The following is a 26,243-nucleotide window of genomic DNA, read 5'->3' as shown; positions in this document are numbered from 1 at the left end:
TTAGGAGAGGAAAAACGCGGTTTTTTCCTCTCCTTTTTATTGCTTTACAGCGTTGTTGCTGATATACTTAATTTGTCACAGATGCCAAGTCGTTCGGGCGTTCGCCCGTCTTCGTTTGCCCATACAGACAAAGGAAAGAGCGAAATATGAATAAGAAAACCCCCAAAAATAAAAACAACAGCTGGGCGATCTCCTTCTCCCCGCTGCTGCGTTACAGCGCGATTTTTTGCCTGCTCACGCTGGCCGTTATATTGGCGGGCGGTGCGGTGCTGTCGGCCGGCCAAATGAAAAAGGACGCGCAGGCTTCGCTTGCCAGCGTGCACGCGCAGACCTCGCAGCGTGTGAAGGAATCCATTACGCTGCTCGAATCGCTCGCCAGCCTGCCGGAATTTTACGACCCCGCGGTCCCGGCGATCGATAAGGTCAAAAAACTGGATCAGATGAGCCCGTACTTCGGCTATCTGATGATCTGCTATGTCGATTCGGACATCACCGTTTATTCCGACGGGTCCGAGCCGGCCAGCCTTGCCAGCCGCGACTATATGCAGCAGCTTTTTTCCACCGGTGAAAATCAGGTGACGGACAGCTTTGCCGCCGGAGCGGACGGGGTAACGCTCAACTACACCGTTGCCGTGCCGCTGCGCACCCCGCAGGGCAACATCACGGGCTGCTTGTTCTGCTCCATCTATTTCGACGAAGTCGTCGATATTTTGGAGCAATCCGCCGGCATCAACGGATCGGACGCCACACTGATCGGTTCCAAGGGCCAGATCATGTCCACCACCACGGACATGCCCTACGGCGACCCCATCATGAATGAGCTGCGCGATACGCATCTGTTCGGCACGACTTCGGATAAGCTGCAAGAACAGCTTCTGGCCGCCATTTCCGGCGATTTTTGGAGCTTAACGGATGGCAGCCCGGCTTATACCGTGTATCAGCGCGTGGAAAACACCGGCTGGGACGTGCTGTGCACGGTCAAGCTTGCAACGGTGTTCGCGGACATTTTACCCAGCCTGCTGCTGGTGAGCGGTCTGACCGTTATCCTGTGCATCGGCCTCATGCTCCTGCTGCGGCACTATATCGCGGGACAAATGAAGGTCGTGGACGTGCTGGTGCATTCCGTTGAAGAGCTGGAAAAAAGATTTATCAAAACGAGCGCCCCGATGACATGGATTTCAACGAGATCATCCGCCTGACGAGCACCGGCCTGTCGGACAGTCTGACCGGCGTCGTCACCCGCTCGGTTTTCTTTAATCAGGCTTCCGCGCAGCTCAAGAAGGCTGATCCCGACCGAGTAAGCGCCCTTTGCTTTGTGGATATGGATAACCTAAAATACATCAACGATACCTATGGCCACAGCGGCGGCGACGTCGCGCTGAAAAGCGTGGGCTATATCCTGCGCGAATATGAAAAGAAATACGACGGCGTGGTGGGCCGGTACGGCGGCGACGAATTCGTGTTGCTGCTGACCGATCTGGACGACGAAGCCGAGCTGCGCAGCGTACTCGACGAGCTGGTGCTCCGCCTGCATTCCGAGATCGGTTCGGCCGGCCAGCGCATTCCGGTGCAGTGCAGCGTGGGCGTAGCTGTTTGCCGCCCGGACGCGGAGTTGGAGCAGGTGATCGCGCAGGCGGATGAAGCGCTGTATTTCGTTAAGGAAAACGGAAAAGGCTATTATAAAATTCGTTAGGACGGCGGAGGCGTATGAAGAAATGGAATGAACGGCGGTTGCCTCTCCTACTCGCGGCACTGTTGATCATCGCAATGGCAGCCGGATTCGGCCTTACGATGCGCCGCAGCTTTATGGAGATTCGCCAGCAGGAAGCGGACAACATCCTGCTTTATTACAGTGAAAATATCATGCTGCAAATGCGCGGCGCGCTGAACCAAGCGGACACACTGGCGCAAACGGCGCGCATCATCGGCGATCAGGATACCGCGTGGTTCGAGAAGGCGGCTTGCTCCCTTCTCTCGCGGGAGGAGATCCGCTATGTATGCCTGATCGACGGCGATACGATGGTCAGCGCGCTTCCCGCGGAACAATACGGCGATCAGGTGGGACATGATTTAAAGGATTTTTCCTATACTTACACGCTGGCCAAGGTGGTCAAAGAATTGGTTGTAGAGGGCCCTATCACCATCGGGAGCGGTGATGCGAAGCAAGAAGTCTTTCTTTTCCTACAGCCCTTTGTATCGGATAACGCTTATCTGGGCGAGGTCGGCGTCGCCCTTGACCGCGACTATGTACTGGAACAGATGGGTCTGCGTTATCTGACCGAGCAGGGCTACGATTACGAGCTTTGGCGCGTCAATCCGCAAAGCGGCGACAAGGAGGTCGTCTCAACCTCCGGGAGCGGCGTCGATTTCTCTCACGCGGCCAAGACATCTTTTAACCTGCCGACGCAGTGGAATCTGAGCATCCAGCCCATGGACGGTTGGATCAGCCGCGAAAACAGCGTGACGATCATTCTGGTCTGCGCGCTGGCCGCTTTTCTTTTGTTGGGCCTGTGCTATACCCTATCCCGTTTGCGCACGCAGGCAAAAAAACTTAAAAACGTTTCTTTGACCGACCGGCAGACCGGCCTTTACAATCAGGCCGGTTTTACCACGGCGCTTGACCGGTGCCTTGCCGAGCAGCGCGGGCCGATCGTCCTTTTTTATTTCGTGTTTGAGGGCTACAACGAGGTGGCCCAACTGATCGGCCCGGAAGCGGAGGCCGCTTTCCTGCAAAGCATTCCGCGGCGTTTGACCGAATACATTGAAAGCCCTTTTCTCGCGGGGCGGCTGCAAGCCGGTAATTTCGCGATCGCGGTGCGCGAGGATATGAACGAGAGCCAACGGAAGGATTTCGCCAGAGGGCTTTCGCTTGAATTGTTGCTTAAGATCCGTCTGAACGGCGAGAAGAGCTTTTTGACCGCGCGCTATCAATACGCGCCCTGTCCGCCAAACGGGCAGGCGGCGGATATCATCGCCACGCTGATCCGCTCGTATTATGCCTACCGTTCCAAAGAGTCCCCTGCGCGCATGCTCACACAAAAGTGCCGGCAGCTGATCGCGGGACAAAGCAACGTGGTTTTCGAGGAATACACCGATCTGGAAATGATGGAGCTGAGTAAGACCTTTAACCAATACCGCAAGCAGGTCGAGCAGCTCGCCTACTTTGACCCGGTATTCAATGTGGGCAACCGCCCCAAATATCTGCGGGACGCCAATATGCTCATTTCCTACGATAAGAAGCGCCAGTTCAGTCTGTTTTGTGTTGATATTTGCGCGTTTAGCCAGTATAACGAGTTATTCAGCGCCGATATCGGCGATCAGATCTTGCGCGAGGTTCTGCGCCGCCTGTCGCGTCCCTTTGGCACATACCTGTATCGTATCAACGGCGACGTCTTTTTAGGCATTTCCCGTTCCAACGAGAGCGAGCAAGTCTTTGCATCCCGTTTGCAGCAGCTGCTTACCAAGCCGGTCTTAGCCGGCAACGCCTCGTTTGCGCTTCAGGTACGCATCGCGGTATGCCGCTATCCCACGCACGGGGATACCCCGGAAGTGCTGCTGGACCGCATCCAAGCCGCGCTGCGCTTTTCCAAGGAATCAAATCAGCATATCATGATCTATCATGACGAGCTGGACGCTATGATCCGAACCGAGGCTGAAATCCTGCGTTTGCTCAAGGCCAGCATCGAAGAAAAAACGCTGGAGATCTGGTACCAGCCGATCATGAATTTGGAAAACCGGCGCTACACCGCCGTGGAGGCGCTCACGCGCCTGCCAAACGGCAAGGGCGGGTATTTCCCCGCCGGACTGGTCATCTCGCTGGCCGAGCGCAGCGGCATGGTGGAACAGCTTGGCGACTATGTGCTCACCCATGCGTGCCGTTTTATGCATATGCAGGGCAAGGCGCTGGGCCTGCTACGCACGGGCATTAACCTATCCGTGCAGCAGCTGTTGGTGAGAAACAGCGCGGACCATATACTAAGGCTGATCCGCACCTCCGGCGTTGATCCCAAGCTGATTACCTTGGAGATCACGGAAAGCGTGCTGATCCAGTCCATTGAGCGCGCCTGCGCGACGCTGGACCGGCTGCGGAATACCGGCGTCCATATCGCGCTGGACGATTTCGGCGTGGGCTACAGCAGCCTGAACTACCTTTCCAACCTGCCGGTGGACGTCATCAAGATTGACCGGTCGCTCACCCAGCAGATTCTCACAAACCCAAAGCAGCACGCGCTTCTGCGCTCCATTGTCGAGATGGCGGCGATCAATTCTCTCGCCATCGTGGCCGAGGGCGTGGAAACGATGGAGGAACAGTCGATCATCTCCGCGTCGGGCGTGCATTTCATTCAAGGTTTTTATTATGCCCGCCCGATGTCGCAGGAGCAGTTGATCCGCTTTCTAAAGGATCAAAAATAATATGCCCCCTCCCCTAAAAAGTGCTGCCCGGAATCAATCCGGGCAGCACTTCTCATTTTTATTTTTCCGCGGCCAGCGCCCAGAGGTACAGGCTGGCGACCGTGCCGTACGGCGAAAACCGCGCGCGGTATTGCGCAAACAATTCGCGCGTCATCTCGGCAGCGCCGCACAAGCGGCACAGGCCGCGGCGGATGCCCAGATCGTCAAAGGCCATCACATCCGGCCGCCGGAGCGAGAAGATGAGCAGCATTTGCGCCGTCCACCTGCCTACGCCGGGCAGCACGGTCAGGCGCTCGATGATCGCTTCGTCCTCCATGGCGGCGATCGCTTGCGGGTCCAGCACGCCCTCTTGCGCCGCCGTGGCGGCCGACAGGATATAACCCGCCTTGCGGCCCGACAGGCCGCAGGCGCGCAGCCGTTGTTCCCCGCCCCGCAGCACGGTCTCCGGCGTGAACGGTTCAAACGCGGCGCAAATGCGGGCCCATATCGTCACAAGCGCCTTGCCCGAGATCTGCTGCCCGGCGATCGAATTGACGAGCGCCTGAAACAGATCGTCGATGACCTCCCGGTTAATATGTCCCAGCCGGTCGATCGCCGCGCCGAGCGCCGGATCGGCCCGCCGCAAATAGTCCGTTTCTTTTTCGCCGTATGCAAAACAAGCCATTTCCCCGCCTCCTTATCAAAAAAGGGCGCTGCATCAACGCAACGCCCTTGCCCGGGAAATAAGCGGCGCGCTCACTCCCCTTTTTTCGCAATCGCCTTTTGCTCGAACCGCGCCTTGTCCACCACGGCGCGCTGGTGCGTGCCCTCGCCGATCAGGCCGGCTTCATCATAGGCCGCGACCTTAAAGGTGAACATTTTACCGTTCGGGCTGATCTCGACCAGCTCGGTCTCGATACGCACTTCCATGCCCTCCGGCGTGGCGGCCACATGGCTGACGTTGATCTGCGTGCCGACCGTGGTCTTGCCTTCGGCCAGTTCAGGCGCAACGCTGCCCGCCGCCGTACCTTCGATCGCGGCGATCATCATGGGGGTGGCGAACACCGCGACAAGGCCGCTGCCAACATTTGACGCGAGCTGCGCTTCGGTCACCGTAAAGCGGCGCTCGCCCTTGATTCCGATTTCCATATTGAGCACTCCTTATCTGATCTCTGTCATGCCGCCCATGTAAGGCTGCAACGGCTTCGGGATCGCGACCGAGCCGTCCTGACGCAGGTTGTTTTCCAAAAAGGCGATCAGCATGCGCGGCGGCGCGACCACGGTGTTATTGAGCGTGTGGGCAAAGTACAGCTCCTTGCCCTCTTTCGGGCGGATGCGGATGCCCAGACGGCGCGCCTGCGCGTCGCCCAAATTGGAGCACGAGCCGACTTCAAAATACTTCTTTTGGCGCGGCGACCACGCCTCCACGTCGCAGGACTTGACCTTCAGATCGGCCAGATCGCCCGAGCAGCATTCCAGCGTGCGCACCGGAACATCCAGCGTGCGGAAAAAGTCCACCGTGTTCTGCCACAGCTTCTCGTACCACAGGGGGCTTTCCTCCGGCTTGCAGACGACGACCATTTCCTGCTTTTCAAACTGGTGGATGCGGTAAACGCCGCGCTCCTCGATGCCGTGCGCGCCGACTTCCTTGCGGAAGCAGGGCGAATAGCTGGTCAGCGTCTGCGGCATATCGTCTTCATCGTTGATAGTGTCGATGAACTTGCCGATCATCGAGTGCTCGGAGGTGCCGATCAGGTACAGGTCCTCGCCCTCGATCTTGTACATCATGTTCTCCATTTCCTTGAAGGACATGACGCCCTTGACCACGTCGCCGTGGATCATATAGGGCGGGATATAGTAGGTGAAGCCGCGGTCGATCATGAAATCGCGCGCGTAGCTCAGAATGGACGAATGCAGGCGGGCGATGTTGCCCTTCAAATAATAGAAGCCGTTGCCCGAGGTGCGGCGCGCCGCGTCCAGATCGATACCGGCGAGCTTTTCCATGATGTCCACGTGGTACGGGATCTCGTAGTCCGGCACGACCGGGTCGCCGTACTTTTGGATCTCTACGTTTTCGGAATCGTCCTTGCCGATCGGCACCGAGGGATCGATGATGTTCGGAATGACCATCATACGGGTGCGGACTTCCTCCTGATAGGTCTTCTCATCCTCGGAAAGCTGCTCCATCTCATCGGCCATGGCCTTGACTTCGGCCTTGACCGCCTCGGCTTCGTCCTTCTTGCCCTGCCCCATCAGCATGCCGATCTGCTTGGATTTCTGGTTGCGCTGGCTGCGCAGCTCGTCGGCGCGGGTGCGCGCCGCGCGGTATTTGGCGTCAAATTCCAGCACCTCGTCCACCAGAACGAGCTTTTCGTCCTGAAACTTCTTTTTGATGTTTTCCTTTACCGCGTCCGGATTCGCGCGGACAAATTTGATATCGAGCATGTTTTTCTTCTCCTCCAGATGTTTCTTTATTCAGCCAGTTCCTGCGTCAGTTTTTTATAAATCGCGGCGCCTTCCGCGCTGAGCAGCGCCTTATCATCCGTGGCGCCCAGCCGGTCGGCCCCGTAGGCGCCGGTCAGCTTATCGATTTGGGCCTTTGCTGCCGTGCGGTCGCCCGCGCGCAGCGCGTCCTCGGCGCGCAGCAGCTGATAAACGGCGTCCAGCGCTTGCTGCTGGGCCTGTACGGCCTTCGCGGTATCGATCTCCGTGCCCTCTATGCCGAGCGCCTTACGCACGGCGGAAAGTTCCTCCGACTGCGCTGTGAGCTGCTTTTGCAAATCTTCCATTTTTTGGGTCGCGCCCTGCGCCACCTTTTGCTGATCGCTGAGCTGCGTATTCAGGTTTTGCAGCTGTTTATTGCTGCGCACCTGTGAGATATAGCTGACCAAGATCAGCGCGATGGCGACCAAAAACAGACCGATGATATAAAAGGTAAGCGTTGTGCGGCTTAGCTTTTTTTCCGGCTGCATTTCGTGTCCGTCGCCCTCCACAGGCAGCTGTGCTTCGTTTTCCTCGCCCTGCGGCGTTTTATTGTCTTCCATGCGTACCTCCCTTATACACGAAGCCCGCGCAGCGCGTCGAGCAATCGTTCGAGGTCATCCGCCCCGTAATATTCCAGTGAGAGCGTGCCGCTTGTTTTGCCTTGCGCAATGGTGACCTTGCGGCCAAGCGTGCTTTCCAGTTCCTTTTCCACTTCGGCCACATAGTCCACGGAAAAGGCTTGTTTTTGCTCTTTATGTGCGGGTTTCTTATTCAGCCGTTTGGCAAGCGCCTCGGCTTGCCGCACCGAAAGACCGACCATCTGCTCGGCCGCCGCGCCGCGCTGCTCTTCATCCGCCACGGCGAGCACGGCCCGGGCGTGTCCGCCGGAAAGCTTGCCTGCCGCGACCATGCCGCGCACTTCGTCCGGCAACGCCAGCAGGCGCAGCGCGTTTGCAACGGCGGGACGGGATTTAACGACGCGCTTAGACACTTCGTCCTGCGTCAGACCGAATTCCCGCATCAAAAGATCATAGCCTTCGGCTTCTTCGATCGGATTCAGGTCCTGCCGCTGCAGGTTCTCGATCAAGGCCATCTCCATGACCTTGCCCTCGTCCGCTTCGATCACCATGGCGGGTATTTTTTTGAGCCCAGCCAAACGGGCGGCGCGCCACCGGCGCTCGCCCGCGATTATCTGGTAATATCCGGTTTTTATGCCATGCCGTACCGTGATCGGCGTGATCACGCCGTGCTGACGAATGCTTTCCGCCAGCGCTTCCAGCGCTTCCGCGTCAAAATTTTTGCGCGGCTGCCCCGGGTTAGGCTCTACTTTGGACAGGTCGATCGACGATACGCCATCGGCCGCGCCCGCGGCCGATAGATCGGCCACATCGCCGCCGAAAAGATTGGACAGGCCGCCGCCCAGCCCTTTTTTGGATGTGGGCATGCGTTACTTCCCCTTTCCGCGTTTGTTTTTCTTCAGGATCTCATCCGCGAGGGCCAAATAGGCTTCGGCGCCGCGGCAGAAGCGGTCGTAATCGGTAATGGGCTTGCCATGGCTGGGCGCCTCGCTGAGACGCACGTTGCGCGGCACGACCGAGCTGAACACCTCGCCGGGGAAGTGCTTTTTCACCTCTTCCACCACCTGAATGGAAAGGTTGGTGCGTCCATCGAACATGGTCAGCAGCACGCCTTCCAGCGTCAGCGCGGGGTTCATATTTTTCTTAACCATGCGCACGGTGGTCATCAGCTGGGACAGGCCCTCCAGCGCATAGTATTCGCACTGCAGCGGTACCAAAAAGCTGTCCGACGCGCACAGGCAGTTCAGCGTAAGCAGACCGAGCGACGGCGGGCAGTCGATAAACACATAATCGTACTGGTCGCTCACCTTCTGCAATACGTTTTTCAGGCGAAATTCACGATTCTCCATCACGATGAGGTCTAGCTCCGCGCCGGCCAAATTGACATTGGCGCCGATCAGGTCGACCCACTTCGTGGAAACGATAGCGCTCTTTACATCCGGCTCATCCGCGACGACTAGGTCGTAGATCGAAGTCTTTAGCTCACGCGGGTCGATGCCGAAGCCGCTTGTCGCGTTGCCCTGCGGGTCAAAATCGCAAAGCAGCACACGCTTGCCGCGGTCGCTGAGCGCCGCCGCCAGATTGATCGCGGTCGTCGTTTTGCCGACGCCGCCCTTTTGATTGGCGAACGCAATGATCTTCCCCATGTATTCTTCCCTTCTTTTCTGTTAAGCTTTCGTTTTCGTATTCCTTTTATCTCGACAGAATTGCCCTTTTGAAGGGCTTCTGCCTTGGTTCCGTACGAAAGCGTTTTATTTACCAGACTTATTATAGCATACCGTTTGATAAATGCAAAGAAGTTTGGGACAAAAAGAAAATGTTTCACGTGAAACAAACGAAAAAGTTTGTTTCACGTGAAACATTGAAGGGGTGTCCATTCCTCAGCTTCGCGCGTTGGGGATATTGATTGTCAGCGTCAAACCATCGTCCGTTTCCTGCTGATCCACCGTAGCGCCCACGCCGGAATCAACCATCACGCCAATGGCCCGGTTCACGGTATTCAGGAAAAACCGCACATCCTTAATCAGTCGAACAATTTTCTTTTCGCTCCCCGCCGGCACTTCGGTCTCCTCTGTCAGCAGATGATCGATATACTGCTCGGTTCGGCTTACGTTCAAATCATGCTCAATAATATAATGGGTCGCATTGATGCGATCCTCTTCCTTCTCCAAGCGCAGCAGGCTTCTGGCATGGCGCTCGGTCAAGCTTGCGGAGCGAATCAATTCTACATTCTGCGGCGACAAGCGCAGCAGCCGCAGCTTGTTGGCCACCGCGGATTGGGTCTTGCCCACCTTGCGGGCAGCCTCCTCCTGTGTCAAGCCATATTGCTCAATCAAACGCTTAAAACCGCTCGCCTCTTCAAAAAAGTCCAGATCGCGCCGCTGCAAATTCTCCACCAGCGCGATCGCCGAGGAGTCCTTGGAATCCGCGGAAATGACAAGGCAGGGTACGTCGTTCAGTCCCGCGACACGGGCTGCGCGCAACCGGCGCTCCCCCGCCACCAATTCATAGCCGCCGTTGGGTCCGCGCCGCACGGTGAGCGGATTAAGTACGCCATACTGCCGGATGCTTTCGGCCAGCTGTGCAATGGCTTCGGGATCAAAGTATTTGCGCGGTTGGTTCGGGTTGCGTGCGATATCGCTGATGCGCACACGGCGGAGCGTACGGTCTTCCTTGCCGGTTACTAAAGTCAAAACAGACATCATGTAATTCCCTCCTATATTTCCTTCTGGTAATAGATTACCATTTTATACCATAATGTAAAGAAAAATCGACCGCACGATTCGCCTTTTTCGACGTATATCTGCTATTTTCAGCGCTATATCTCACATTCCCACACATTTTCGGACAAAATATAACATCTTGTATTTCCATTACTAAATGTAAATTGTTTGCGAAAAAGCGTGCGCACTCGACAGAGCGCCGCTCCGGGTGTACAATATCCCTATCTCTCCATCGAAAGCGAGGAAGCAATCATGTATGAACTGATACAGGCCGGCGCGCATAGCTACTATATCAACTGCCCCGCCAAGATCGGCGTTTACGCGGCCGATCCGGACGCGGTCTATTTGATCGACAGCGGCAGCGATAAGGACGCCGGGCGCAAGGTGCGCCAAATCATGGAACGGCAGGGCTGGCGCTTGCAGGCCATACTCAATACACACTCCAATGCCGATCACATCGGCGGCAACCATTATTTGCAGGCGCAGACGCATTGCAACGTTTACGCGCCGGGTATCGAAGCGGCCTTTACCCGATTCCCCATTCTCGAACCATCCTTTCTGTACGGCGGCTTTCCCTGCAAGGAGCTGCGCCATAAGTTCCTGCTTGCACAGGAAAGCGACGTGACCGATCTTGCGGAAGCCCATCTGCCGCAGGGCTTCGAGACCCTTCCCCTTCCCGGTCATTTCTTTGACATGGTCGGTTTTCGCACGCCGGACGGCACGGTCTTTCTGGCGGATTGCATCAGCGGCCGCGACACGCTGGACAAATACGGCGTCCCGTTTATTTACGACGTGGCCGCCTATCTGCAAACGCTCGACCAAGTGGAAGCGCTGGAGGCCCCTCTATTCGTGCCCGCCCACGCGGAGGCGACCAGCGATGTCAGGGAGCTTGTCCGCTACAACCGCGCCAAGGTGCTGGAGATCGGCGAGACGCTGCGATCGATCTGCGGCACGCCGCTCTGCTTTGAAGAAATTTTGCAGCAGGCGTTTGCGCACTACGGTCTCACCATGAATTTTGAACAGTACGCGCTCGTGGGCAGCACCGTGCGCTCCTTCCTCACGTGGCTGAAGGACAGCGGACGGCTCTCCGCCTCGTTCCAAAGCAATATGCTGTTATGGCATGCATCCGCGTAAGGAGTCGTTGCAATGGAGTTTAACGAAAAGCTGCAACAGCTTAGAAAGCAGCGAGGCTTGACGCAGGAACAGCTCGCCGAGCAGCTCTATGTTTCCCGCACGGCTGTCTCCAAATGGGAAAGCGGAAAGGGCTGCCCGAATATCGAATCGCTCAAGTGCATCTCCAAGCTGTTCTCCGTTACCATCGACGAGCTGCTTTCGGGCGACGAGCTAATCACACTTGCCGTTCGTGAAAACCGATCGAACCTTGAAAAAGTATATGGCTTGATCCGAGGCATATTCGACATCATGGCGCTTTGCTTTATTTTTCTGCCGCTCTACGGCAAGCCGTACGGCGGCTATATTTACGCCGTCAATCTGCTTTCCTTCACCGGAACCACGGGCACATTTCTGGTCACTTATTGGGCCGTCTTTTTCATCCTGATCGGCCTTGGGCTGGCGCAGTTGGCCTTTGCCTATTGGGACCGGCCCGTTTGGCGGGGGCGCGCGGCCAAATGCTCCATCGTTTTTCACGCCGTGGCCATCTGTCTTTTTGCCGCGACCCGGGAACCCTATGTCACCCTTCTGCTGTTCGCGTTTTTTGCCGCAAAGGCATGGATATTGTGGAAGCAAACCCAAATCAAATTATCCTGAATTCCTGTCAAAAGGCCCTGACACAAAACGTGTCAGGGCCTTTTGAGGATTGTGACGGCACGTTTCTTGCCTTTTCCCCTGCCGTGCCACCATAATGGGAGCAGTACTTGCAAGTCGTTTCATGCCGCTAAAAGAAAGGAATATCCATTATGCAAAAGAGATCTACAAAATATTTCATCCTTGCCAGCGTACTATTTTTGTGCTTCGCCCTATTTACCGTGATCGTCGCCACGGTCGACGTACAGCCAATCGGCCCGCAGCAGTCCACGGTAGGGCTTGCCACAGTCAATCAAGCCGTGTTTACGTTTTTCGGTGTGAACCGACTGTGGTATGACGCGACCGACTATCTGGGTATCGCGGCCATCGCCACCGCGCTTGGCTTTGCGATAGGCGGGCTGGCGCAGCTCATCCGGCGCAAAAGCATCAAAAAAGTCGATCCCCGCATTTTGCTGCTCGGCGCGTTTTATGTTGCCGTGCTGGCGTTCTATGTGTTTTTTGAGCTTTGCGTCGTCAATTACCGGCCGGTCCTGCTGTCGCAAGCGCTTGAGGCTTCTTATCCATCCTCCCACACCATGGTCGTCGTTTGTTTGATGGGCGCGGCCATGCTGCAATTCCAGCATGTTCTGCGCAACAGGAAAGGATGGCTCTTGGCCGCGGAGACCGTTTCCGCGTTGGTGATCGTCATAACGGTCGTGGGCAGGCTGCTGTCCGGCGTGCACTGGTTTACCGATATTGCGGCGGGCGTTCTGCTCTCGGTCGCCTTGCTCGCGCTCTACCGCGCCGCGCTGCAATACATAGAGGAACGCGCGGATACCCCAACCGATCCGCAAGAATAAATACCGGAGCCGCTGAAACGTTACGCTTCAGCGGCTCCGGCATTGTAGTGAAAAGTGATTTGTGCTTATTCAGTGGTTTGCCCTTTATCCGCGGTCCCCAGCAACAGCTTGGCGAACTCGGCGCGGGTGAGCACGGCGTTCGGCGTCAGCTTGCCGCCGGAACCCGCGATCAGCTCCTCCCGGACACAGAGCGCGGCAGCCGCGCGGCGCTCCGCGGAAAGGTCGGCCGCGTCCGTAAACGGCGTGAGAATCGCATCGACCTCGTTCGCCTCGGGCGCCTTAATTTCTCTTTTGAGCAGCAGGTTTGCAAACATCTGCATCGCGTCCGCCCGGGTAACCGAAGCGTCCGGCGTAAAGCCCTCTTCCAGTCCAGTAAGCAGGCCCGCGTTCGATACCGCGGTCACTTCGTCCGCATACCACGCATCGGCTTTCAGCGTGGGCAGCAGTTCCTTCGGCGCTTCCAACTTCTCCAGCCGCACGACCGTCGCGCACATCTCCGCGTAAGTGAGCGGCTGATCCGGCTTGAACGTTCCGTTCGCGCCCTGCATCAGGCCGCGGTCCACCACCTCGTCCACAACAGCGGATGCCCAGTGGGTCTTTGGCACGTCGGAGAAGCGCGGCTGATCCGGCCGGCGGTAAGGCGTTTGCAGGGCCATCCAGCATTCGCCCTCGCGGTCGACCACGTCCGCAAGCTGTTCAAAGGTAAGCAAGTAGGTTTCCGTGTAAGCGCGGCGCGTGTCGCTTTGGTATTCATTATAATAGTAGGTCACGCCCTTGGCGCTCATTCGCGGATAGCTGTATAGGTAGATCGGGTGATCATCCGGCAGCAGATCGCGCACCATGTCGCTATAATCACCGATCAGCAAGTCGGAAATTTTGTACTGCTCGCCGGTGTTCAGGTCAAACGCAAGGGAGTTGTTCCAGATCGAGGAGCCTTCGCCCTTGCCGCTGACGCAGTTGGCCGAAACGACCAGCACGGTTCCTTCCAGCGAAACGCCGTAGGTGCCTTCCAGCGCGTCATATTCCGCCGTCACCGAAGGGCCCTTGAGGAAGAAATCGCGTATGGCGGTGTTAATCTTTTTCTGCATAGCCGCATCGGGCAGGCCGTCTATTTCCGGGAAGGAAACATTCCAGCCGTGCTCGCTGCCGTCCGCCTGATAGCCCATGAATTTCTCATAGTGCACGGTCTTGGCCACCAAACCCTGCCCCAGTTCAAACGAGGTGGGCGGTGTAAACAGCACTTGCTCGGTCTCCAAATTGATGTAGCGCACTTCGCCGTCCTGCGTTACGCGGACGACCTTGTCGGAAAGCAAAAGCGGGTCCTCCGCGTTTTTCAGGCTTGCAAAGTAGCCGCCGCTTTTACGGAAAAAGATCAGGCCGCCATCCGCCATACCGTGCCACGATAAGCCGTAGCGCAGTTCCTTGAACCCGCCCACATAGGACGCGGTGCGGTACGCCACATTGCCGTCCGCGTCCACCGCGGCGGCGGAGCCGTCCTGACTGCGGGCGGCGTACAGGCCCTCGCCCATATAGGATAGGTAGTAATAGGTGGGCTCAGTCTTGAGCTTGCCGTTCACGTCGATCATGCCCCAGCGGTTGATCTGGCGCACCATGGCCGCGCCCTCGTGAAACTCGGAAATTTCAGCGTACAGGAAATCGGTCAAATATCCTTTGGAAAGCGAGTAGAGCGCGTATGTTGTGCCGCCGGATACCACGATCGTATCGGTTCCGTAGATCGACATATAGGTCGGCATGATCTCGGCGGGCAGGCGGGCGATCTCCGCGCCGGTCGTGTCGATCACGATATAGGCGTTGTCCTCTGTTTGCACCAGCGCGCGGCCCTCTGAAAAGACGCCCGCCTTCTTGTAAGCGCCCTCAAACGCTTCTTCCCCATCTTCCTTCACATAACGGTAAAGGCCGGAAGCCGGGCTCTTGCATTTTAATAGGCCGTCGGCAAAGAAGCCCTCCGCGCCTACATAGGTGCCGATCTCCTTGCCCTCCACGGTGTAATAGACGCTGCGGTCGCTATAACGGTAGGCGGCGGCGTCCGCCGAAAACTCCACCGATACCGGCGACGCGGTGTAGGGCACGACCAGACGGCCCGTGCGGTCGATCAGCGCGGTCTGCCATTTGTTGTCCTCTACGGCGGCTAGGCCGCATTCCGCGAAATCCCCCGCCGCGTTGTAGGCAAAGGGCAGCACCGTTTGCCCGGCTTCGTCCAGATAGCCGTAACGCGTAACGCCGTCCATATCCGTGCGGGCGGCGGGAAAGACCGACCCCGCGGCCGACGCGCAAACGACCATCGTCAGCATTGCCGCGCAGGCGGCAACTAATTTCTTCAACATTTCCGTATCCATCCTTGGGTCAATATTGTATATCTTGTATGTATATCAAAATTATATCCTTTCGCCCGTCCGGCTACAATAGAATTGCAAAAAGTGTAACAATGGTGACACATGCAGCGCCCTTTTAAGGACTTTGCCCGGCTTTACTTTACCAGAATACTGTGCTAGAATATATTGACTATCAGGCCGATGGAGGGGAGGCGGGCCGCATGGAAAAGACAGAAAAAACGCTCAGGCGGCTATTTCTCGTGCTGTTTACGCTGGCGGCGGCGTCCATTATTCTGCAAAACGGCGCGGTGCTCGCGTTGGCGGCGGCTGTTGGGCTTTTCTATGCCTGCCGCAAATGGGAGATCCCGCATTTTACGCTGTTTTTGCTTGGCGGCGGCGTTCTGCTTCGCGTTTGCATCGTGCTGCTGCTGCGCCCGCCGATCGAATCGGATTTTTCAGCGCTCTACGCCGCCGCATCGCAGGCGGCGGCGGGCGATTTTTCGTTCCAGACCCAGCCGTATTTTTCCATGTGGGCGTATCAAAGCGGCTTTGTCGCGTGGCAGTCCCTTTTTCTGCGCCTGTGGAACGATCCAATGTGTATCAAGCTGGTCAACTGTGTGCTTTCCGCCGGTACCGTGGTATTCCTCTACCGGCTGGCGCTCGATCGGGTGCGCGCGGAAGCGGCGCGCGCGGCGGCCCTGCTGCTCACGCTGTTTCCCGGCGCGCTGCTGCTGCCCACCGTACTGACCAACCAAATCGCATCCGCCTTTTTCCTTGTGCTTGCCGCTTGGCTGCTGACCGGGCGGGACTGCACGCGCCTTGGCTTTTGGCGCTACCCGCTCGCCGGGCTCGCGCTGCAATGCGGCAATCTGCTCCGGCCGGAAGGCATGATCCTGCTTGTCGCGGTGCTTGCTTGGGCGGTGTTTCGGCTGCTCACGCGAAACCGTGCGGAACTGACCAAACAAATCCTTTGCGGCATGCTCGCGCTGCTGGCCGTTTATGGCGCGGCGCACGCGGCGGCTGACGCCGCGATCCGTGAAAGCGGGCTCAACCGCAATGGCCTGCACAACGGCAATCCCCTATGGAAGGTGGTAACGGGTCTCAACCCGGAAACAGACGGCGCCTATTCCGACAGCGACTGGGCCCTGCTCGAAGGCACGATGCAGGAAGGCGCACCCACCGAGGAAACCGAGCGGCTGGAAAAGCAGTTGATCTACGACCGGCTCACCGCTTCGCCCAAAACGCTGATCAAGCTTGTCTATCATAAGATCAATCGCCTTTGGGTAGGCGACGGTCTGGTTTGGATGCTTGGGCCGTTTCTCACCCAGCCGCAGCTCACATGGTATCAGCATCCGGCGGCGATCTTGACCCGGCAGGCGGATCGGGCGCTGTTTTATCTCGCCTTCACCCTGTCGCTTATCGGTCTGCTGCGCCGGGGGCGGCGCTCGGCGGACGAGCTTTTACCCTATTTTATCGTTTTCGCCGCGTTTTCGGCGCTGTTGCTGGTCGAGATCCAGCCGCGCTACGCGTATCTGCCGCAGTTGTTTCTCTTCCTCGCGGCGGCGGGCGGTCTGGACGCACTCATGAAAGGTGTGAAAAAACATGGATGAAAAAAAGCCCTTGATCTCGCTTGTCGTCCCCTGTTATAACGAGCAGGACGCGCTGCCGCTTTTTTATCAGGAAACCAGCCGCGTCACCCATGATATGAGCGAGGCTGATTTTGAATTCGTCTTTATCGACGACGGCTCGAAGGACGATACCCTATCCATCCTTCGTGCGCTCGCGGCGCAGGATTCGCGCGTGCGCTTCGTTTCTTTTTCACGCAACTTCGGCAAGGAAGCGGGCATGCTGGCCGGTTTGGAAGCGGCAAAGGGCGACTATGTCGCCCTGATGGACGCCGATCTGCAAGACCCGCCCGCCCTGCTGCCCGCCCTGCTAAAAGCGGTGCGCGAGGAAGGGTACGACTGCGCCGCCACCCGGCGCACCACCCGCAAGGGCGAGCCGCCTATCCGCTCGTTTTTCGCGCGTCGGTTTTATAAGCTCATCAATAAGATCTCTGACGCGGACATTGTGGACGGCGCGCGCGATTACCGGATGATGCGCCGCACCGTGGTGGACGCGATCCTCTCCATGCGCGAATACAACCGCTTTTCCAAGGGAATATTCGGCTGGGTGGGTTTTAAAACCAAGTGGATCCCCTTTGTCAATGTCGAACGTGTGGCGGGCGAAACCAAGTGGTCGTTCTGGAAGCTGTTTCTTTATTCGCTGGAAGGGATCATCGCTTTTTCCACCGCTCCGTTGGCCATTGCCTCGGTCGCGGGCTTTCTGATGTGCTTGATCGCGTTCGTGCTCATTGTGTTCATCGTCATCCGCACGATGCTTTGGGGCGACCCGGTGGGCGGCTGGCCCAGCATGATTTGCATTATCCTGTTTTTGGGCGGCATTCAGCTTTTCTGCATGGGCATTCTGGGACAATATCTGGCAAAAACCTATTTGGAAACCAAAAAGCGTCCGGTCTATCTGGTGCGTGAAACAGAAGAGGGCGTGAAATGAACAAACTGATCGACAAAAAGCTTTTGAAATTCCTGCTCGTCGGCGTGGTCAATACGCTGGTCGGCACGGCAATCATGTTTGGGCTTTATAATCTGGCGCACTGCTCCTACTGGGTCTCTTCCGCCGCCAATTATATCCTGACCAGTATTTTAAGCTTTTTCCTCAATAAGTATTTTACCTTTGGCAACCGGGAAAACAGCGTGTCTCAGGTTGTGCGCTTTGCGCTCAATATCGCGGTCTGCTATGTGCTCGCCTATGGCATTGCCAAGCCGCTTACCCTGTACCTGCTCGCCGGGGCCGGCACCGCCGTGCGCGATAATGTTTCCATGTTCGTGGGCATGTGCCTGTTCACCGGCTTCAACTACCTCGGCCAGCGTTTTTTCGCGTTCCGGGAGAAGGAAGCACGGTAAGCGTACCCCAAACTATGGATGCAAAAAATACCTTTTTCATGCGCATCCTTCACTAGATCCTCAAACTGAAAACCAATTTATAAAAACGGGAAATGAGTAGCATGTCATAACCCGAAAATATAGCATGTAATAGGCATTTAAGAAAACAGTTGATCTTTTATTGCATTTAATATATAATTACTATATTAGATTCCAAAGAGGTGAAATACTGTGCGAAAGAAAACTGAGTTGTTAACCAAAGGTGAAGAAAGTTTGATGGAATTATTCTGGTCAGCTGAAAAATCATTAACAAGCATGCAAGTCGCAGAAATGACAGATGAATTCAATGATAGCTATATTCACAAATTACTAAAATCCTTATTAGCTAAAAAAATCATTAAAGTCGACGGACTTGTTAGCTCAGGTAAGCAATATGCTAGAGCATTTACTCCCATTTTATCAAAAGAAGAATATGCTGCACGTGTGATGTATTCGTTAGGAATTAGAGATCAGAAGGCGCTTGCTAAAGTTGCGGTTGCAATGGTAAATAAGTCGGAAGATAATGATATCAAGGCTCTTGTGCAAGAATTAGAATGCATTGTTGATAAGCTAAAGGAACAATAGTGCAAGGAGACAAAGTGACACTAACATATTTCTCATTTTTAATGGCAGTTATTTGGAGCAGCCTTATCATTATTTTGTTATATATTAGTCGAAAAAAACGACTCTTAATAAAAAGTTTTGGTATTTCAACACTATTAGCATTATATTGGTTCTGCACCGTTCGGCTACTAATACCCATTGAGCTGCCTTTTACAAGAATTGTAGAAATCTCATGGGGAGTCAATAGACTTTGTAAAATGCTATTTCAAGATAGTGTTAGTATATTAGGTTTTGATATACCTATAGCCCATATTTTTCTTTTTATATGGGTATTTGGAAGCGTATTTTCTTCTGTGAGATGGATAAACCAATATTTGCACGCAAAGAAAAGACTATTATCTTGTAATAATAACTATAGCAAGCGAGACTTTGACACACTTTCACAAATTGCTCAACAATTTAACAGAAAGCTAAAAGTAACTGTGTGTAGAAATCCAAGTATAACTATTCCTATGGGCATTGGCATTTTAAAAAAGACTATACTTCTACCTAGATTTCACTATTCCGATTCCGAGCTGCATTTTATTATATTACATGAATATACACACTTTCAAAACCGAGATATTATTGTAAAACTATTAATACAATTATTTTGCAATCTTTTTTGGTGGAATCCAATAGTAGGTTTACTCAAAAGAGATTTAGATCAAGCATTAGAAATAAAATGTGATTTATCAGTAACTGAAGGCTTGAGCAAAAGCGAAACAGCACAATATTTACAAACTATCGTTAATACAATGCAGTATGCTGACGGTAATTATAAGCAACCATTGGAGCTCGTCGCAACACAACTATTTAACCGGAATAATCAAGCAGAAATCTTAGAAAGATTTAAAATTGTTGCTGCAAGTCAATCAAAAGGCCAAAAGTCTAGATTCTCGCATTTGAGCGGTATCACTGTATTAAGTTTAATAATTTTGCTGTCATACTCATTTCAGATACAATCGAGCTTTACACCACCGGATAATGAAATTTCAGAAGAAAATGAAATGACTCCAAGCAATACTTTTCTCGTTGATAATGAGGATGGAACGTATAGTATTTTTTCAGAGCTTGATGGAAACGACCATGCCAAGACAGATAATTTGAATATCATATATGATATGATAAACCAAGGTTTTAAAGTAGTACATAAAGGAGCATGATGATTTTGAAAAAAAAAGTTCTTATTTTGTTATTAGGTGTTATGATGGGGAACCTTATCTTTATCCCGCAAGCGACCGCTATAGATATCTCCAATTCTGTGCGTGTATGTTATGAGGAAAATAACGATATTCAAACACGTGCCGATGTTATTATAACAAAATATAGAGTTCACAATGGAAAACAGCAGTATAGACGCTGGAATAGGACTATGGGGTATTGGGTCGATTCAAGTTGGATCGATATATAATTTAGAATATCTAAAATTAACGCTCGAGATGATAATATCTCGAGCGTTAATTTATTGCTTCTATAAAATAAGAGTTGACATTCACGAAATTGGCGTTATAATAAGTATATCTAATGTATAAAAAGTATATTAGATATATAAAAATAAAAGGAGAAAAACTATGAACAAAAACATTGTACGACTAGGCGCTATTGCATTGGGGACCTCTCTTCTTGTTCCCACGGCCTTTGCCGCAAATGAAGCACTACCTACCAATGAGGCTGAATCGCCTGCTGCATATATTGCAGAAAGCAACGTAGCAAATACTGATAATAGCAAGTTTGATTTTGTTGTTAGCGAGAACACGGATACTGCTGATAGTAGTATTGAACCTCGATGGTTGCTCACGAAGAAATACGAAGTGACCGGTAGTGACGTTAATGTTAGATCTGGAGCGGGAACAAATTACAAAATTGTTGGTACACTCCAGAGAGGTGATATCATAAAAGTAAAGTCTATTGATAATGGCTGGGCCAAGTTTAAGTATGACGGTGTCTATTGTTATGTATCCTCAGATTATATTCAGGAAGCCTGATAAAACTAATCTCATAGACTACAAAGGCGCTACAAATGTAGCGCCTTTGGATAAACTCAGCTGATGATAAAGCTTACGACCACTCAAGTCAAGGGAATCGCACTGATTAGTATGATCATTGATCACACTGCAAGCGTTTTTTCTACAGTGCTACCAAAATGGATTGTATCGAGCGGCGAGTTTATTGGTGGTTTAGCCTTTCCGTTGTTCGCCTATCTTTTGGTGGAGGGATTTTATCGAACCAGAAATTTTAACCGATATCTGCTTCGCTTAGCGTTGTTTTGGTTAATATCTATAATACCGTTTCATCTTGCCTCTAATGCGGTATTGACATATCCATTAGGATTAGATTGGACATCTATTTTCAACAATGTTCTTTTTACATTGTTTTGTTCATTGCTAATGCTGGGGTTGTTAGGCAAAACTACAAACAAGATCAATTACTTTTTCATTGTTATAGTATTCGCTCTCGTTACTGCTCTATCCGATTGGGGCGTTATCGGTATCGGAGTTACTTTTTTGTATTATTGTTTCCACCAAAAAAAACAGGCAATTTATATAGTACCCTTTTTTATATCTTGCTATAGGTTAATTCATGCTATATGCGAATTTTATATACTGGGATTTAAAGCGGTATCACCTAATCTTATAAACGATACTTTCGTTTATTGTCTATCCTACTTTTTTACTATTCCAATTTTACAAAGTATCACACAAACTGCTCAAAAGCCCAGTCGTTTTTTCCAGATAGCTTGTTACATCTTTTATCCTGTACATTTACTAATTCTATTTTGGATTGCACAGCTATTAAAAACAAAAATCTTTTAAGATTGAAGGGATTTTAAAATGAAAAAATTATCAAGCCTAACTTTAGTCGCCTGTATGTTATTTGCTTTCACATGCTTTGCATCTGCACTTGAATCGGAAAACCCTGTTGTGCTTTCCGAGGCGACTAGAGACGACACGATATCCAACGTATCAAAAGAAAAATTGCTTGATATAAGTTATGGCGACTATAACCCGTCAGATAATCAGTTAGAAATAGATGATTACATGACAGCAGATAGCAAAGCGAGATCTAGTGATATACCATCCTACTCGTCAATCTGGGATTTAAGTAGCGATGGCAAATATGTTGGAAGTTTTAATTTTTCTTATTATACATACTCAAATAAAAACTTCACCAATGTAAGCAAAATCTCTATTTCCACCAATGCTAGCACAACCGAAACCGATCTTATGACCTCTTCTACTTTTACAACAACATTGTATAAGAGAACTCTGCTGGGAAGTTCTACGGTCGGCTCCTTTAAGAGCAAGAGAGATGGATCGTCAACTGGCAGTTTCAGTGTCAATAAATCTGATCGGTATTTTGTGGCTTTGGAAAAGGCCAAAGATGGTTGCTATACCAGTGGAACTCTCACCGTCTCATAATCAAGATATATTAATGATAAAAAAATTATTACAAGGAATTTGGACAACTGCTTTTATTGCAGTAGCCTGTTATATCTGCTATTTGTCAATTTTGCCTACCTTCTTCTTTTCAATATTCGGTTTTTGCTTGCTAATTATAGTGCTTCTGGCAACAAATATGTTGATGTATATAGCCGATAAAGATATTTATAATGATAAACTAAAAAAAGTTTCCATTATTATATGGATCGTTATCAGTTTTATGTTTGTCTTTGATCAGTTATTTACAGATGCATCTGCCGTAACTCTGAGAGTAAATAGTTCTGAACTATCGTTCTCTCAGTATGCAATGTACTATATTAATCTTCAACCTGGCAAAATCATTCTTTCTTGGTTTACAAACCAAGAACTTAGCTCAAATATAATTAAAAATGTAATTATTTTTATTTTACCGAGTTTTTTATTATCTAAAAATTTTCAATACCTATCTAAACTGAAAAATTTCTTAATAGTTGCTATAGTCGGTTCAATAATTATTGCTGTATTAAGATTTTTATCCCACTCCGGTGGACTGTTTCTGGATCAAATAATGCTCTGGATATGCGGCACAGTAATTGGATATTGTTTAAATTTGATATTGCTTAAAATTTTAGATGCAAGAAAGCAAACTATTAGCATATAGTAAAAACACAAAAGTTCGATCCATCTCATAAACAACACCACCGGTGCAGCAGTGCCAGTGGTGTTATTTTGTTAGGTGCAACATAATCTGTCTCTCTGTATACAATGACCTTTGGTTAGTAGTGGATGACAATTATGCGCAACACCACCCAAAAGAATAGTGCGTAACATTACAAAAAATAGGTTACAAATTATAAGGAATGTTTATTAGTCATAGAACATTTAAGTACTGTTATTATAGTAGTACCAGCATTGAAATGTCCGATATAATAAATTTTACCATAGTAATTATATTTATATTAGATTTTTCCGCCCGGCGCGAGCGCTTCGCGGGCGAATTCGATAAACGATTTAAGCGCCGGGTGCTGTCCCAAGCTTTTGTAATATACGCCAAAGGAGACCGGGTTTTTCTTTTCAAACGGAATATAACGCAGCGCGGGATCGCGCAGCTGCGGCAGATCGGGCAGGAGCGTGCATCCAACGCCCGCCTTTACCAACGTCATGGCGCACTCATTATCCTCGCAAAAGTAGACCTGCGAAGCGGGACGCGCCCCGGCGGCTTCGTGCTGCAAAGCGGACATGGCCTGCGGATTGCGGCGCGGATCGAACAGGATCACGCAACCTTCATGGATATCCGCAAACGTGGCTTGCGCACGTTCCGCGAGCGGGTGCTCCGGCGATACGACCAGCGCCGCTTCGGCCCGGGCTAATTCGCTAAAACGGCACGCGGCGTTCTTTTCCTTCCAGCCCAGCACCGCATCCACCGAACCGTCCTCCAAATGGCTGCGCATGACCGATACGGGATCATTTTTCAGCACCGGGTGCAGGTTGGGATACGCCCGCATCAGCCGCCGCAATACCGCGGGTAAAAACCGCGTTTCCCCCGGCGTACGGCAACCGAGGATAAAAGGCAGCGTCTCTTTTTCGGACCGGTGCCTCAGCCGCATTCTCGCCGCCTGCGATATGCCCAGAATGCTTCTGGCGTCGCCAATGAACAGATACCCCTCTTCCGTCAGTTCGACGCTGCGGGTCGTGCGGTGGAAAAGTTCGGCTCCCAGCTCGCTTTCCAGCGAACGGATCTGGTGCGTCACAGCAGGCTGTGTGATATGCAGCGCTTCCGCTGCGCGCGCAAAATTCAAATGCTCGGCCACGGCCAAAAAGCATTCCAACTGAACGGTATTCATTGTCGGCCCTCCTGTTATTAATTTATTTTCTTTATTAATGATAACGCATTTGAATTTCCCTTGCAAGAAAAAGCGCGGTAAAATATAGAAGAGAGGATATCGCCCGGGCGCTATGCCCGGCACTTTTAGGAGGTACAAATGAATCAAAATACCAATGGCTATTTGGCAACCGAACGGATCGGCAAGCTAATGCTTCGGTTTTCCATTCCCTGCATTCTGTCGCTGCTGGTCTCGTCGCTTTACAACATCGTCGATCAGATCTTCATCGGCTGGGGCGTGGGCTATCTGGGCAACGGCGCTACCAACGTCGTTTTCCCGGTCACGGTCATCGCGCTGGCGCTTGCCCTGCTGGTGGGCGACGGCTGCGCGGCCTTTCTCAGCATCTGCCAAGGCAGGCAGGACGCGGAGGGCGCGCATAAATGCGCGGGCAACGCGGTGGTCGTTATCGTCGCGGCCAGTGTGCTGCTCACGGTGTTGCTGGCTGTTTGCAAGCAGGGCGTGCTGCAAAGCTTCGGCGCCACAGAAAACAATCTTGCCTATGCAAGCGAGTACTACGATTATATTTTAATCGGCATTCCCTTTTTCATGTTCGGCAATGCCATGAACTCGCTCATCCGTTCGGATGGCAGCCCGCGCTTTGCCATGCTGTCCACGTTGGCGGGCTGTTTAATCAACGTCGTTTTGGACCCGATCGCTATTTTCGTATTGCATTGGGGCATGCGGGGCGCGGCGCTTGCCACGGTCGCGGGGCAGATCGTTTCCGCGTTGCTGGCGGTCTACTATTTGCGCCACACCAAGGCGTTCCGGCTGAAAAGATCCAGCTTCCGTCCCTCCGGCCGTATGATGGGGCATTTCCTGCCCCTCGGCATCAGCAGTCTGCTCACGCAGATTTCCATTGTCATAATCATGGCGGCGATGAACAACATGCTGGTCATTTACGGCGCGCAGTCCAAGTACGGCGCGGATATCCCGCTCACCGTGGTAGGTATTGTGATGAAGATCTTCCAAATCGTGATCGCCATCGTGGTCGGCATCGCGGCGGGTTGCCAGCCGATCGTGGGCTATAACTACGGCGCGGGCTACGGCAAGCGCGTCAAGCAGTTGTTCCGCACCATGCTGGCGGCCGAGATCATTGTCGGCGCGGTCGCCATGCTGTGTTTTGAATGCTTCCCGATGCAGATCATCGGCATTTTCGGCAGCGAGGATGGATTGTATAACGAATTCGCCGTGCTGGCGTTCCGCGTTTACCTGTGCACCATCGTTCTGTGCTGCATTCAAAAATCGATCAGCATCTTTCTGCAATCGCTGGGCAAGCCGCTGCTGTCCATGGGCCTTTCCCTGCTGCGCGATTTTGTTTTAAGCGTGCCCCTCGTGCTGTTGCTGCCGCGCGTTTTCGGCGTTTATGGCACGCTCTACTCCGCGCCGGTGGCGGATATCGTTTCCTTTATCGCCGCGGCGGCGCTTTCCGTGTATATCGTGCGCCACCTGAACAACCATACGCCCGAAGGGGTGGCCGCGCAAAGATCCGGCCATGCCGCTGACTATACAAAGCCGGTCAACTGCTAAATTTTATGTCGTCAAACACAAAAGGGGCTGTAAAATAAGTTCTCACAAATGAATAGAAAACTGTTGCAAAGCGAAGAATGCTACCAATTTTGTCATTCTGAGGAGCGAAGCGACGAAGAATCTCGTGCCAACGCGCGGAAGTTACGCTGGGAACGCGCGTTCGCGCGAGATTCTTCACTTCGTTCAGAATGACATTTGGGTACTCTTCTATTTTGCAACAGTTTTTTACAGCCCCTTTTGGCGTTATGCTTCATTGAGAAATGCCTGCACGTCATCCGTTCGGATATCGATGTAGCTTTCATTATCGCTCGTACGCACCAAACGAATGTACATGGGCGCCTCTGTTTGACTGCCGCCGCCGATCAGCAAGTAGAAATCATCATCGATCGCATAATGCAGGATGTAAAGCCCGCTGCCAATCTCTTCGCTTTCATATGCCGCGAAATCGTCCCACGAAAGGTTGCTTCCCTTTTCAGCCAGTTCGGTCACCCGGTCCAGCGTCAACACATCACTTTTCTGCTTTTGTTCCTTGGTGCAGCCCGCGCAAAGGAGCAGCAGCCCTAAGGCCATTACCAATACACAGCGTTTTTTCATCAAAGCTTCTCCTTTGGTTTTTTTCCTAAGCCCATTCTAACATATTGCTTCGTGCGCGCCAACCGTTTGCCAAAAAGCGCTCCTCAAAAAACTTGAGGAGCGCTTTGGCTATTTATTGAA

The 26,243-nt window shown here is 52.5% G+C and carries 27 protein-coding genes; 17 read left to right on the top strand and 10 right to left on the bottom strand.

What is annotated here, in order from left to right; translation table 11 throughout:
* Window positions 1-146 precede the first annotated feature (146 nt).
* Genes NE562_RS09840 through NE562_RS09830 form a run of 3 tightly spaced genes read left to right on the top strand, consistent with a single transcriptional unit; the run spans window position 147 to window position 4,413 of the window.
* The gene (locus NE562_RS09840; RefSeq protein WP_280962240.1) at window positions 147-1,199 is read left to right on the top strand and encodes a cache domain-containing protein; all 1,053 of its coding nucleotides are present in this window, start codon (window positions 147-149) and stop codon (window positions 1,197-1,199) included.
* Entirely contained in the window at window positions 1,172-1,693 is a 522-nt protein-coding gene (locus tag NE562_RS09835; protein ID WP_280962239.1) for a GGDEF domain-containing protein, read from the top strand. The genes NE562_RS09840 and NE562_RS09835 overlap by 28 nt, the downstream gene beginning before the upstream one ends.
* A gap of 14 nt (window positions 1,694-1,707) precedes the next feature.
* Window positions 1,708-4,413, top strand: a complete 2,706-nt coding sequence (locus NE562_RS09830; RefSeq protein WP_280962238.1) for an EAL domain-containing protein — start codon at window positions 1,708-1,710, stop codon at window positions 4,411-4,413.
* A gap of 58 nt (window positions 4,414-4,471) precedes the next feature.
* On the opposite strand, the gene NE562_RS09825 is transcribed toward NE562_RS09830, so the two are convergent.
* The 7 genes from NE562_RS09825 to NE562_RS09795 all read right to left on the bottom strand — a co-directional run bounded on the left by NE562_RS09825 (window position 4,472) and on the right by NE562_RS09795 (window position 10,159).
* On the bottom strand, window positions 4,472-5,077 hold the full coding sequence (locus tag NE562_RS09825; protein WP_280962237.1) for a DNA-3-methyladenine glycosylase family protein: 606 nt from the start codon (window positions 5,075-5,077) through the stop codon (window positions 4,472-4,474).
* A gap of 71 nt (window positions 5,078-5,148) precedes the next feature.
* Window positions 5,149-5,541, bottom strand: coding sequence for a thioesterase family protein (locus tag NE562_RS09820; RefSeq protein ID WP_280962236.1), 393 nt, complete (start codon window positions 5,539-5,541; stop codon window positions 5,149-5,151).
* Window positions 5,542-5,553: 12 nt separating this feature from the next.
* On the bottom strand, window positions 5,554-6,837 hold the full coding sequence (serS, locus tag NE562_RS09815) for a serine--tRNA ligase (RefSeq protein WP_280962235.1): 1,284 nt from the start codon (window positions 6,835-6,837) through the stop codon (window positions 5,554-5,556).
* Window positions 6,838-6,863: 26 nt separating this feature from the next.
* Window positions 6,864-7,436 carry a hypothetical protein gene (locus NE562_RS09810; protein WP_280962234.1) on the bottom strand — a complete coding sequence of 191 codons (573 nt, stop codon included), beginning with the start codon at window positions 7,434-7,436 and terminating at the stop codon, window positions 6,864-6,866.
* An 11-nt stretch (window positions 7,437-7,447) separates the two neighbouring features.
* Window positions 7,448-8,320, bottom strand: coding sequence for a ParB/RepB/Spo0J family partition protein (locus NE562_RS09805; protein WP_280962233.1), 873 nt, complete (start codon window positions 8,318-8,320; stop codon window positions 7,448-7,450).
* A 3-nt stretch (window positions 8,321-8,323) separates the two neighbouring features.
* The gene (locus NE562_RS09800) at window positions 8,324-9,100 is read right to left on the bottom strand and encodes a ParA family protein (RefSeq protein WP_280962232.1); all 777 of its coding nucleotides are present in this window, start codon (window positions 9,098-9,100) and stop codon (window positions 8,324-8,326) included.
* A 234-nt stretch (window positions 9,101-9,334) separates the two neighbouring features.
* The gene (locus tag NE562_RS09795) at window positions 9,335-10,159 is read right to left on the bottom strand and encodes a ParB/RepB/Spo0J family partition protein (protein ID WP_280962231.1); all 825 of its coding nucleotides are present in this window, start codon (window positions 10,157-10,159) and stop codon (window positions 9,335-9,337) included.
* A 270-nt stretch (window positions 10,160-10,429) separates the two neighbouring features.
* On the opposite strand from NE562_RS09795, the gene NE562_RS09790 reads away from it, so the two are divergent.
* The 3 genes from NE562_RS09790 to NE562_RS09780 all read left to right on the top strand — a co-directional run bounded on the left by NE562_RS09790 (window position 10,430) and on the right by NE562_RS09780 (window position 12,780).
* Window positions 10,430-11,311: an MBL fold metallo-hydrolase gene (locus NE562_RS09790; protein WP_280962230.1), complete on the top strand. Its 882-nt coding sequence runs from the start codon at window positions 10,430-10,432 to the stop codon at window positions 11,309-11,311.
* Window positions 11,312-11,323: 12 nt separating this feature from the next.
* Window positions 11,324-11,944 carry a helix-turn-helix domain-containing protein gene (locus NE562_RS09785; protein WP_280962229.1) on the top strand — a complete coding sequence of 207 codons (621 nt, stop codon included), beginning with the start codon at window positions 11,324-11,326 and terminating at the stop codon, window positions 11,942-11,944.
* 149 nt (window positions 11,945-12,093) lie between these two features.
* A complete protein-coding gene (locus NE562_RS09780) occupies window positions 12,094-12,780 on the top strand; it encodes a phosphatase PAP2 family protein (protein ID WP_280962228.1) in 687 nt (228 codons plus the stop codon).
* Window positions 12,781-12,845: 65 nt separating this feature from the next.
* On the opposite strand, the gene NE562_RS09775 is transcribed toward NE562_RS09780, so the two are convergent.
* Window positions 12,846-15,125, bottom strand: coding sequence for an S-layer homology domain-containing protein (locus NE562_RS09775; RefSeq protein ID WP_280962227.1), 2,280 nt, complete (start codon window positions 15,123-15,125; stop codon window positions 12,846-12,848).
* Window positions 15,126-15,334: 209 nt separating this feature from the next.
* Between NE562_RS09775 and NE562_RS09770 the strand changes: the two genes are divergently transcribed.
* From NE562_RS09770 to NE562_RS09730, 10 genes are all read left to right on the top strand, one after another.
* Complete coding sequence (locus tag NE562_RS09770) at window positions 15,335-16,723, top strand: glycosyltransferase family 39 protein (RefSeq protein WP_280962226.1); 1,389 nt, start codon at window positions 15,335-15,337, stop codon at window positions 16,721-16,723.
* On the top strand, window positions 16,716-17,666 hold the full coding sequence (locus tag NE562_RS09765; RefSeq protein ID WP_280962225.1) for a glycosyltransferase family 2 protein: 951 nt from the start codon (window positions 16,716-16,718) through the stop codon (window positions 17,664-17,666). The genes NE562_RS09770 and NE562_RS09765 overlap by 8 nt, the downstream gene beginning before the upstream one ends.
* Window positions 17,663-18,076, top strand: coding sequence for a GtrA family protein (locus NE562_RS09760; RefSeq protein ID WP_280962224.1), 414 nt, complete (start codon window positions 17,663-17,665; stop codon window positions 18,074-18,076). The genes NE562_RS09765 and NE562_RS09760 overlap by 4 nt, the downstream gene beginning before the upstream one ends.
* A 210-nt stretch (window positions 18,077-18,286) precedes the next feature.
* Complete coding sequence (locus NE562_RS09755; protein ID WP_280962223.1) at window positions 18,287-18,679, top strand: BlaI/MecI/CopY family transcriptional regulator; 393 nt, start codon at window positions 18,287-18,289, stop codon at window positions 18,677-18,679.
* 41 nt (window positions 18,680-18,720) lie between these two features.
* Window positions 18,721-19,863 (top strand): M56 family metallopeptidase, encoded by a 1,143-nt coding sequence (locus NE562_RS09750; protein WP_280962222.1) that lies wholly within the window; start codon window positions 18,721-18,723, stop codon window positions 19,861-19,863.
* Entirely contained in the window at window positions 19,860-20,111 is a 252-nt protein-coding gene (locus NE562_RS09745) for a hypothetical protein (RefSeq protein WP_280962221.1), read from the top strand. The genes NE562_RS09750 and NE562_RS09745 overlap by 4 nt, the downstream gene beginning before the upstream one ends.
* A 160-nt stretch (window positions 20,112-20,271) precedes the next feature.
* Window positions 20,272-20,685: an SH3 domain-containing protein gene (locus tag NE562_RS09740; RefSeq protein ID WP_280962220.1), complete on the top strand. Its 414-nt coding sequence runs from the start codon at window positions 20,272-20,274 to the stop codon at window positions 20,683-20,685.
* 63 nt (window positions 20,686-20,748) lie between these two features.
* A complete protein-coding gene (locus tag NE562_RS17895) occupies window positions 20,749-21,513 on the top strand; it encodes a TraX family protein (protein WP_419196002.1) in 765 nt (254 codons plus the stop codon).
* Window positions 21,514-21,531: 18 nt separating this feature from the next.
* Window positions 21,532-22,119, top strand: coding sequence for a hypothetical protein (locus NE562_RS09735; RefSeq protein ID WP_280962219.1), 588 nt, complete (start codon window positions 21,532-21,534; stop codon window positions 22,117-22,119).
* Window positions 22,010-22,780, top strand: coding sequence for a hypothetical protein (locus tag NE562_RS09730; RefSeq protein ID WP_280962218.1), 771 nt, complete (start codon window positions 22,010-22,012; stop codon window positions 22,778-22,780). The genes NE562_RS09735 and NE562_RS09730 overlap by 110 nt, the downstream gene beginning before the upstream one ends.
* Before the next feature lie 298 nt (window positions 22,781-23,078).
* Here NE562_RS09730 and NE562_RS09725 read toward each other — a convergent pair whose 3' ends face one another.
* Window positions 23,079-23,963, bottom strand: a complete 885-nt coding sequence (locus NE562_RS09725; protein ID WP_305147433.1) for a LysR family transcriptional regulator — start codon at window positions 23,961-23,963, stop codon at window positions 23,079-23,081.
* Between the two features lie 138 nt (window positions 23,964-24,101).
* On the opposite strand from NE562_RS09725, the gene NE562_RS09715 reads away from it, so the two are divergent.
* Window positions 24,102-25,529, top strand: a complete 1,428-nt coding sequence (locus NE562_RS09715) for an MATE family efflux transporter (protein ID WP_280962217.1) — start codon at window positions 24,102-24,104, stop codon at window positions 25,527-25,529.
* Between the two features lie 243 nt (window positions 25,530-25,772).
* Here NE562_RS09715 and NE562_RS09710 read toward each other — a convergent pair whose 3' ends face one another.
* Complete coding sequence (locus tag NE562_RS09710) at window positions 25,773-26,123, bottom strand: hypothetical protein (RefSeq protein ID WP_280962216.1); 351 nt, start codon at window positions 26,121-26,123, stop codon at window positions 25,773-25,775.
* Window positions 26,124-26,243 lie beyond the last annotated feature (120 nt).

The organism is Butyricicoccus faecihominis, from assembly GCF_024462775.1.
Taxonomy (GTDB): domain Bacteria; phylum Bacillota; class Clostridia; order Oscillospirales; family Butyricicoccaceae; genus Agathobaculum; species Agathobaculum faecihominis_A.
The sequence above is the reverse complement of the archived record's forward strand: the minus strand, read 5'-3'. Positions and strand labels throughout refer to the sequence as shown.

Bases quoted from the DNA above. Each gene is read 5' to 3' on its own strand.
- NE562_RS09840 (WP_280962240.1), top strand. From the start codon at position 147: ATGAATAAGAAAACCCCCAAAAATAAAAACAACAGCTGGGCGATCTCC.
- NE562_RS09835 (WP_280962239.1), top strand. From the start codon at position 1,172: ATGGATTTCAACGAGATCATCCGCCTGACGAGCACCGGCCTGTCGGAC.
- NE562_RS09830 (WP_280962238.1), top strand. From the start codon at position 1,708: ATGAAGAAATGGAATGAACGGCGGTTGCCTCTCCTACTCGCGGCACTG.
- NE562_RS09825 (WP_280962237.1), bottom strand. From the start codon at position 5,077: ATGGCTTGTTTTGCATACGGCGAAAAAGAAACGGACTATTTGCGGCGG.
- NE562_RS09820 (WP_280962236.1), bottom strand. From the start codon at position 5,541: ATGGAAATCGGAATCAAGGGCGAGCGCCGCTTTACGGTGACCGAAGCG.
- serS (WP_280962235.1), bottom strand. From the start codon at position 6,837: ATGCTCGATATCAAATTTGTCCGCGCGAATCCGGACGCGGTAAAGGAA.
- NE562_RS09810 (WP_280962234.1), bottom strand. From the start codon at position 7,436: ATGGAAGACAATAAAACGCCGCAGGGCGAGGAAAACGAAGCACAGCTG.
- NE562_RS09805 (WP_280962233.1), bottom strand. From the start codon at position 8,320: ATGCCCACATCCAAAAAAGGGCTGGGCGGCGGCCTGTCCAATCTTTTC.
- NE562_RS09800 (WP_280962232.1), bottom strand. From the start codon at position 9,100: ATGGGGAAGATCATTGCGTTCGCCAATCAAAAGGGCGGCGTCGGCAAA.
- NE562_RS09795 (WP_280962231.1), bottom strand. From the start codon at position 10,159: ATGATGTCTGTTTTGACTTTAGTAACCGGCAAGGAAGACCGTACGCTC.
- NE562_RS09790 (WP_280962230.1), top strand. From the start codon at position 10,430: ATGTATGAACTGATACAGGCCGGCGCGCATAGCTACTATATCAACTGC.
- NE562_RS09785 (WP_280962229.1), top strand. From the start codon at position 11,324: ATGGAGTTTAACGAAAAGCTGCAACAGCTTAGAAAGCAGCGAGGCTTG.
- NE562_RS09780 (WP_280962228.1), top strand. From the start codon at position 12,094: ATGCAAAAGAGATCTACAAAATATTTCATCCTTGCCAGCGTACTATTT.
- NE562_RS09775 (WP_280962227.1), bottom strand. From the start codon at position 15,125: ATGTTGAAGAAATTAGTTGCCGCCTGCGCGGCAATGCTGACGATGGTC.
- NE562_RS09770 (WP_280962226.1), top strand. From the start codon at position 15,335: ATGGAAAAGACAGAAAAAACGCTCAGGCGGCTATTTCTCGTGCTGTTT.
- NE562_RS09765 (WP_280962225.1), top strand. From the start codon at position 16,716: ATGGATGAAAAAAAGCCCTTGATCTCGCTTGTCGTCCCCTGTTATAAC.
- NE562_RS09760 (WP_280962224.1), top strand. From the start codon at position 17,663: ATGAACAAACTGATCGACAAAAAGCTTTTGAAATTCCTGCTCGTCGGC.
- NE562_RS09750 (WP_280962222.1), top strand. From the start codon at position 18,721: ATGGCAGTTATTTGGAGCAGCCTTATCATTATTTTGTTATATATTAGT.
- NE562_RS09745 (WP_280962221.1), top strand. From the start codon at position 19,860: ATGATGATTTTGAAAAAAAAAGTTCTTATTTTGTTATTAGGTGTTATG.
- NE562_RS09740 (WP_280962220.1), top strand. From the start codon at position 20,272: ATGAACAAAAACATTGTACGACTAGGCGCTATTGCATTGGGGACCTCT.
- NE562_RS17895 (WP_419196002.1), top strand. From the start codon at position 20,749: ATGATAAAGCTTACGACCACTCAAGTCAAGGGAATCGCACTGATTAGT.
- NE562_RS09735 (WP_280962219.1), top strand. From the start codon at position 21,532: ATGAAAAAATTATCAAGCCTAACTTTAGTCGCCTGTATGTTATTTGCT.
- NE562_RS09730 (WP_280962218.1), top strand. From the start codon at position 22,010: ATGGATCGTCAACTGGCAGTTTCAGTGTCAATAAATCTGATCGGTATT.
- NE562_RS09725 (WP_305147433.1), bottom strand. From the start codon at position 23,963: ATGAATACCGTTCAGTTGGAATGCTTTTTGGCCGTGGCCGAGCATTTG.
- NE562_RS09715 (WP_280962217.1), top strand. From the start codon at position 24,102: ATGAATCAAAATACCAATGGCTATTTGGCAACCGAACGGATCGGCAAG.
- NE562_RS09710 (WP_280962216.1), bottom strand. From the start codon at position 26,123: ATGAAAAAACGCTGTGTATTGGTAATGGCCTTAGGGCTGCTGCTCCTT.